This is a genomic window from Mariprofundus micogutta (assembly GCF_001895085.1).
GTDB lineage: Bacteria > Pseudomonadota > Zetaproteobacteria > Mariprofundales > Mariprofundaceae > Mariprofundus > Mariprofundus micogutta.
This window is the reverse complement of record NZ_BDFD01000035.1, coordinates 1-7,502: the sequence shown is the minus strand read 5'-3', so window position 1 is coordinate 7,502 and position 7,502 is coordinate 1. Positions and strand designations below refer to the sequence as shown.

The following is a 7,502-nucleotide window of genomic DNA, read 5'->3' as shown; positions in this document are numbered from 1 at the left end:
TCATTGTGACATTATAGAGACCGGAAATGAGAGCTGGAGATTCAAAAATAGAGCATGATTTAAACAGACTTTAGGGGGGTCAAAATTGGACGCTGATGGGGGGTCAATTTTGGGTGCTGATTGACAGGTCCAGAGGAGTGACTGCCGGGTCAATAATTCTGGCTGATGGGGTTTTCACAGTACTCGCATTATCTGTTTCTTTTACCCTATTGAGAAAAGATTCATATAACGTGCGTGTTGATTCAACCTCATGTTGTAATTCTTTAAGCTTAGAGCCTTTGCGACCAAGCGAAATAATTTTCGATTTCCCTGATTGGATATGCGGTGCGCAGGTGTCACTTTCTAACGCTATCCTGTGATTCCAAAAAACATTGATTGGCGCTAGAGAAGCCGAAGTATAGAGGAATTGATGAGAGCCGATCCTCTGTAGCCTGACTGAGTTCTTCGTACCCTGGCTCAACAGAAATCAATAATTTTCTCAAACTACACCTTCCAATAAAGATCTTATTTTTGGTAATTATTAACTCGTGATTGGTCTTCTCAGCAGCATTAAGTTGCAATCACTAGTCACTGTTTATTCAAATACCAATCAACAGTCTTGCTGATACCGGTCTCAAAGATTTCAGCAGGCTTCCAGCCCAGCTCATGTCCCATCTTTGTCGCATCTATAGCATAACGCCAGTCATGGCCAGGTCGGTCGATAACGAAGGTGATTAAGTCGGAGTAACTGGTGATTGGTGATTGGTGATTGGTGACTAAGAGGGCTTAGATCATCCATGTGCTGACAGATCAAACGACAAATATCGATATTCTTCCACTCGTTGATGCCGCCGATATTGTACACTTCACCCGGCGTACCTCTGCGGATAACAGCATCTATGCCTGAGCAGTGGTCTTCAACATAGAGCCAGTCGCGGATATTGGAGCCATCACCATAAACCGGGATCGGCGAACCATTCACACAGTTACGAATAATGGTCGGAATCAATTTTTCACTGTGCTGATACGGGCCGTAATTATTCGAGCAGTTGGTTGTCGTAACTGTCATGCCGTAGGTATGGAAATATGCTCGCACCAAATGATCCGAGCCTGCTTTACTGGCTGAGTATGGTGAATTGGGTGCATATGGCGTGGTTTCACTGAATGCAGGATCATCTGCCGACAAAGTCCCATAGACCTCATCAGTTGAGATATGGTGGAAACGATACTTAGTAGCCTCTAAACCCTTCTCTGCCTGCCAATACTGACGCGCTGATTCAAGCAGGATGAATGTACCCAGCACGTTGGTCTTTACGAATACTTCAGGGCCGGAAATAGAGTTATCAACATGCGACTCGGCTGCAAAATGAACAACCGTATCAATCTCATGTTCACGCAGCAGACGGTCAATTAGCTCACGATCGCAGATGTCCCCCTGCACAAAGGTGTGGCGCGACGCATCTGGCAAACCTTTCAGGTTACCCAGCGAGCCTGCATAGGTAAGCAGGTCCAGATTCACGATCTTCACATCTTGATCCGTGGCCAGCATATAGCGCACGAAATTACAGCCGATAAATCCGGCGCCGCCGGTAACCAATATATTTTGAGGCTTATAACTCATCAGAATTCCCTCAGCAGCGAAAGCAGGTATGCACCATAACCGCTTTTACCCAAACCAACGGCAAGCTTTCTCAACTGGTCGCTATCAATGTATTTCATGTACCAGGAAACCTCTTCCGGGCAACCAATCTTCAAACCCTGACGGCGTTCAACCACCTCAACATAACGCGCGGCATCCATCAATGATTCATGCGTACCTGTATCCAACCATGCCACACCGCGTCCAAGCGGTTCGACTCGCAACTCAGCACTATCCAGATAGATGCGGTTAATATCAGTGATCTCAAGTTCACCGCGCGGTGACGGATGCAGAGAGGCAGCATAATCCACTACCCTATTATCATAAAAATAGAGTCCGGTAACTGCCCAGTTACTTTTCGGTTGCTCCGGTTTCTCTTCAATGGAAACCGCATGAAATCCCTCTTCGAATTTCACTACGCCGTAGCGTTCAGGGTCCTGTACCCGGTATGCAAACACTGTTGCCCCGGATGGCTGTTGTGCCGCATTTTGCAACTGCTGAACCATACCGTGACCATAAAAAATATTATCACCGAGAATCAGTGCTACGGAATCATTGCCAATGAATTCGCGACCAATTGTAAATGCCTGCGCCAGGCCATCAGGACTGGGCTGCTCAGCATAAGACAGTGATAGCCCCCATTGAGAACCATCACCAAGCAGGCGCCTGAAGTTAGGCAGATCAACCGGTGTAGAAATGATCAAAACCTCACGAATCCCTGCCAGCATCAGAGTAGAAAGCGGGTAGTAAATCATGGGTTTGTCATACACAGGCATCAGTTGTTTGCTGACTGAGAGCGTTAACGGATGTAATCGCGTGCCGGAACCGCCAGCGAGAATGATACCCTTCATAGCAATCTCTCTCTATTCGACATGGCGGAGTAATAATTCATTGGTTGTGATGCAGTACATCCATGTACTGCCCCCCTCCGGGGCTTGCTAAAGCAAGTCCAATTTGGCTCTCCTGTCAAATTGTCATATACCGGCATCAACTGTTTGCTGACTGAAAGCGTTAGTGGGTGCAGACGGGTGCCTGAACCTCCAGCCAGAATTATGCCTTTCATATATCTAGCCCCTTGATATAGCCATTATCAAGTAAATAGATAATCACTTGGTCCACGCACTGATCCAGCGGCAAGGTTCCTGTATCAGCAATAATTTCCGGAGACTCTGGCTCTTCATATGGTGATGAAATACCGGTAAAGGCCGGAATCTCACCTGCTCTTGCCTTTGCATATAGCCCTTTCACATCACGGGATTCGCACACTTCAAGCGGAGTTCTGCAATAAACCTCAACGAAATCACCATCACCCAGCAAAGAGCGCACCTTAGCGCGATCTGATCTGAATGGAGAAATGAATGCAGTCAGGGTGAGCATACCAGCTTCAACAAACAGCTTGGCCACTTCTCCAACGCGTCGGATGTTCTCAACACGATCTTCGTCTGAAAAACTGAGATCACCACACAGACCATGGCGCACATTATCACCATCAATCACGAAGGTTTTAGTACCCATGGCATGCAACCGCTCTTCAACTGCATGTGCCAACGTGGACTTCCCTGCACCGGAGAGGCCTGTAAACCACAAGACTGCACTGCGGTGTCCATTAGACGTTTCACGATCTGACCTTCCCACTGCAGCCTGATGCCAAACCACATTACTACTTTTATTTACTTCCTGCTCACTCATCACAACTATCCCTTCGGCTCGACTTACAGTGTTTCAGTTTGATCGCAATAATGGGCATAAGCAGCCCTGATACCATCTTCCAGGGAGATTCGTGCCTTCCAGCCCAAATCATGCAAGCGGGATACATCCATTAGCTTTCGTGGCGTCCCATCCGGCTTACTTGCATCCCATACAACTTCACCTGAAAAACCTACTATCTTCTGCACCAGCTCCGCGACTGCCCGAATCGTTATATCTGTGCCCGTACCTACATTGAATAAGTTATTTGGCACAACTTGACGGTTCATAAGGAAGAGACAGGCATCAGCCATATCATCTACATGCAAAAATTCACGATAAGGCCCTCCAGAGCCCCACAGAATAACTTTTGGAGATAAACCCGAGTTGAGCCCAAGACTCTCTTTGACGTCGTTTGGAATTGCTCCATAACGAACCTCATCCTCCATGATGCCCTCAGCATCTCCTGCCATGGCAAGTTTGGCCAGATGAAACTTTCGAATCAGGGCCGGCAGCACATGCGATTTTTCCAGATCAAAATTATCATTAGGGCCATACAAATTCGTTGGCATTGCCGATATGGCATCAAACCCATACTGCTTCTGGTATGCCTGACACATCTTGATTCCGGCAATTTTTGCAATGGCATACCATTCATTGGTTGGTTCTAACTCACCTGTTAATAGACAGGACTCCGGCATTGGTTGCGGTGCAGGTTTCGGATAGATACAAGAAGACCCGAGAAACAGTAATCGTTTTGTCCTGCTCCTATATGCGGCATCAATCACGTTGGTCTGAATCTGCAGGTTATCTCGGATAAAATCGGCAGGGTATGTGTCATTGGCATAAATACCCCCTACTTTCGCCGCCGCTAAAAACACATAGTCAGGCTTCTCTGCTGCAAAGAGAGCATCAACAGCCGCCTGATTACGCAGGTCTGTTTCGGCAGAAGTACGCAGGAGCAGGTTCTCATATCCGGCTTCTTTCAAAACCCTTACTATTGCCGAGCCTACAAGCCCCCGATGACCAGCGATGTATACCTTTGAACCCTTCTCCATCGGATATACCTATTCGTGAGCCACGGCAATATCATGCCCATGCTTTTGAAGTAATGAGTACTGCTGGGCTGATTTCAAGTCAGCAGCTACCATTTCAGCGCACATTTCCTGAACCGTGATCTCAGGTGTCCAACCGAGTTTAGCTTTTGCCTTAGATGGATCACCCAATAGTGTTTCAACTTCTGCAGGTCTGAAATAACGTGGATCCACGCGCAAAATGACATCACCAACAGATAGTGCAGGAGCCTTTTCACCCTCGATGGATTCAATCACTGCGTGTTCATCAATGCCTTCACCTTCAAAACGGAGTGTAATGCCCAATTCCTGTGCCGACCAAACAATGAACTGGCGCACTGAATACTGAACACCGGTTGCAATCACAAAATCTTCAGCCTCATCCTGCTGCAACATCATCCACTGCATGCGCACGTAATCCCTGGCATGCCCCCAGTCACGTAGTGCATCCATATTACCCATATACAGACACGCTTCGAGGCCCTGAGATATATTGGCGAGCCCTCGCGTGATCTTGCGAGTCACAAATGTTTCACCACGGCGCGGTGACTCATGATTGAACAGGATGCCGTTACAGGCATACATGCCGTAAGACTCACGGTAATTCACCACGATCCAGTAGGCATACATCTTGGCTACAGCATAAGGTGACCGCGGATAGAAGGGCGTGGTCTCCTTCTGCGGAATCTCCTGCACTTCACCATATAATTCAGATGTAGATGCCTGGTAAAACTTCACCCGCTTTTCCATACCGAGCAGACGAATCGCTTCTAGCAGGCGCAGAGTGCCGACACCATCCACATCAGCAGTGTATTCCGGAGATTCAAAGGAGACGGCCACATGAGACTGAGCACCGAGGTTATATACTTCATCCGGCTGCACTTCCTGCAAAATACGGGTCAAGTTCGATGTGTCGGTCAGATCACCGTAGTGCAGCACAAAGTTTTTATTTTCTACATGTGGGTCCTGATAGATATGATCGACGCGCTGTGTATTAAATGAAGATGCACGGCGTTTGATGCCGTGAACTTCATAGCCTTTTTCGAGCAGCAACTCCGCCAGATACGAGCCATCCTGCCCTGTTACACCAGTAATCAATGCTTTCTTCAAGGTCCACCTTCCATACTTGCACAATCTCAGAAAATTCAGATTAAACGGAATAGTCGCAATCTGAAACCAAGACTCACCTACAATTATTGTAATTTAGCAAACTCTAGCGGAGCCATCACACTGTGGAAAACATTAATAGGCATTTTTCGAGAGCAGGGTGACCGCAGTTTTAATCATAATGCGAATATCCAGCCAAATGGACCAGTTATTGATATAAGCCAGATCGTATTCAACACGCTTTTCCATCTTATCCAGCGTATCTGTTTCACCGCGATAGCCGTTAACCTGAGCCAAACCGGTCATACCAGGAAGGATACGGTGGCGGGACATGTTGCATGCACCTTGTCTGCATAAAACTCATTGTGTGCTACAGCATGCGGGCGTGGTCCAACCAATGACATCTCACCTTTAAGCACATTGAATATCTGCGGCAGCTCATCAATACTTGTTTTACGCATAAATGCACCAACTCTGGTGATCCTGTTATCCCCTTTTTGAGCTTGGGTGATCTGCCCCTCTTTTTCTTCATGCAGCTTCATACTAAGGAACTTCAGAACATGAATGATTTTTCCATCCAATCCATGACGTTCCTGACGAAAGAATACCGGCCCCGGAGAACTGATCTTTACAGCAATCGCAGCACCGATCATTAGTGGCGACAACATAATCAGTGCAAGCACAGACAGAATCTTGTCCAGCATCAGCTTACTCAGGCGGGCTCCCTCCACCATGGGGCTTTCGGAGAGATAATAAAGCGGCACACAGGCAACCTCTTTCACACTCGGGCTAACCATGTGAAGGCCGAAAATATCGGGTGCCCAGATAATATCGACATTGAGATCCAACAACTGCAATTGCATTTCACGAATATGATGACTGGTTTGCATAGGCAGTGCAAAATAAACACGGCGAATTCCATATTTTTCAACCATGCCGCGCAAATCAGCCAAACCACCCAATCTCGGCAGCCCTTTTGCATGCCAATCAACATCATCATCAGCAACTGCAATCACACCTACAATTTTATGCGCAGTCCATGGATTGCTATTGATATGTTCAGCCAGGTAACCTCCGAGTTCAGAATTACCTATCATAATTGAGGGTATCGATTGGCGATGATTTTTAATATAGGAGCGAATAAAATAGTTGGTAGCCACATGCGCTGCCATTTGAAGGATGGCAGCAGCAATAAACCAGCTAATAATCACCTGACGTGAAAAATCATGTGAATCCTTGGTGACAAATGCCCAGGCAATCAGAATACCCATAACCTTGGTCCAGGCCCAAAGCACATTCAATGCTCTGCCGATATTGCCGGAGAATCTGCGATAGACGCCTGAATTGGAATAAATCAGCCACATCAGCATCGGCGCAATTGTCGCAGGGTAATAATAGAGCTCGAAGTCTGTAATGCCCTTCAACCAGACAAACAGAAACAGCACAGTCTCTACCAATAAAATATCAAGCAACAACTGCATCTTCAATGAAACAGGGTTGGATGCGCGGACCATACGCTGTGAACGGTCTCGCCCTAACGTACCGTTACCAAATGCTTTTGAATCCAAACTCATGAGTACCCATCACCTGCAAAGAAAAATATATCTCCGAATATTCCACGCCATCAGAGAACTGCTCCAACAGACATGCAAAACATCGACCGCCGACACTAACAGATTACTGTCAATATTTTGTGATATTAGTCACCGAGGAAAATCCTGTTCAGGTCATTCAACCTGTAAGCATCCCCTCTTCACTTTTGCTTATGTTTATAGACTACGATTTACATATAGTCAAAGAAGAAGAAGTGGACTCCAATTAAAACAGTAGACAGAAATCCAGCCAATTTGACCGGATATTGATATTTTCAGGGTATAGTTATTGACGTTTACACTGCTGTCCGGTTAAGCATTGAGCAGTGCCATCTGGCGAGGATTCACGGTCGGTTTTCGCTTTGGAGGCGGTGAGCTTCCTCCCAGCAATTCGGCGATATTCCTTCGCTGCATGAGGTTGACCGA

6 protein-coding genes and 2 pseudogenes are annotated in these 7,502 nt (G+C 46.8%); all 8 read right to left on the bottom strand.

The window, feature by feature from the left end; genetic code table 11:
• Positions 1-567: 567 nt before the first annotated feature.
• Positions 568-1,600, bottom strand: a pseudogene (gene rfbB, locus MMIC_RS12120) (dTDP-glucose 4,6-dehydratase).
• Positions 1,600-2,469 carry a glucose-1-phosphate thymidylyltransferase RfbA gene (gene rfbA / locus MMIC_RS12115; protein WP_072660738.1) on the bottom strand — a complete coding sequence of 290 codons (870 nt, stop codon included), beginning with the start codon at positions 2,467-2,469 and terminating at the stop codon, positions 1,600-1,602. The pseudogene rfbB and the gene rfbA overlap by 1 nt, the downstream one beginning before the upstream one ends.
• 122 nt (positions 2,470-2,591) lie before the next feature.
• Positions 2,592-2,681: pseudogene (locus tag MMIC_RS12640) on the bottom strand (sugar phosphate nucleotidyltransferase); the annotation flags it as partial.
• Positions 2,678-3,307, bottom strand: coding sequence for an adenylyl-sulfate kinase (gene cysC / locus MMIC_RS12105; RefSeq protein WP_072660736.1), 630 nt, complete (start codon positions 3,305-3,307; stop codon positions 2,678-2,680). The pseudogene MMIC_RS12640 and the gene cysC, both read right to left, overlap by 4 nt.
• Positions 3,308-3,330: 23 nt before the next feature.
• On the bottom strand, positions 3,331-4,362 hold the full coding sequence (locus MMIC_RS12100) for a GDP-L-fucose synthase family protein (RefSeq protein ID WP_072660735.1): 1,032 nt from the start codon (positions 4,360-4,362) through the stop codon (positions 3,331-3,333).
• A 9-nt stretch (positions 4,363-4,371) separates the two neighbouring features.
• On the bottom strand, positions 4,372-5,487 hold the full coding sequence (gene gmd, locus MMIC_RS12095) for a GDP-mannose 4,6-dehydratase (RefSeq protein ID WP_072660734.1): 1,116 nt from the start codon (positions 5,485-5,487) through the stop codon (positions 4,372-4,374).
• Between the two features lie 132 nt (positions 5,488-5,619).
• Positions 5,620-5,790: a sugar transferase gene (locus MMIC_RS12915; RefSeq protein ID WP_171966510.1), complete on the bottom strand. Its 171-nt coding sequence runs from the start codon at positions 5,788-5,790 to the stop codon at positions 5,620-5,622.
• Positions 5,787-7,058, bottom strand: a complete 1,272-nt coding sequence (locus MMIC_RS12090; protein WP_083530593.1) for a sugar transferase — start codon at positions 7,056-7,058, stop codon at positions 5,787-5,789. Before MMIC_RS12090 ends, MMIC_RS12915 begins: the two co-directional genes overlap by 4 nt.
• Positions 7,059-7,502: the final 444 nt, after the last annotated feature.

Coding starts and splice junctions, on each gene's coding strand:
- MMIC_RS12100 (WP_072660735.1), bottom strand. CDS start 4,362: ATGGAGAAGGGTTCAAAGGTATACATCGCTGGTCATCGGGGGCTTGTA.
- MMIC_RS12915 (WP_171966510.1), bottom strand. CDS start 5,790: ATGACCGGTTTGGCTCAGGTTAACGGCTATCGCGGTGAAACAGATACG.
- MMIC_RS12090 (WP_083530593.1), bottom strand. CDS start 7,058: ATGAGTTTGGATTCAAAAGCATTTGGTAACGGTACGTTAGGGCGAGAC.
- cysC (WP_072660736.1), bottom strand. CDS start 3,307: ATGAGTGAGCAGGAAGTAAATAAAAGTAGTAATGTGGTTTGGCATCAG.
- rfbA (WP_072660738.1), bottom strand. CDS start 2,469: ATGAAGGGTATCATTCTCGCTGGCGGTTCCGGCACGCGATTACATCCG.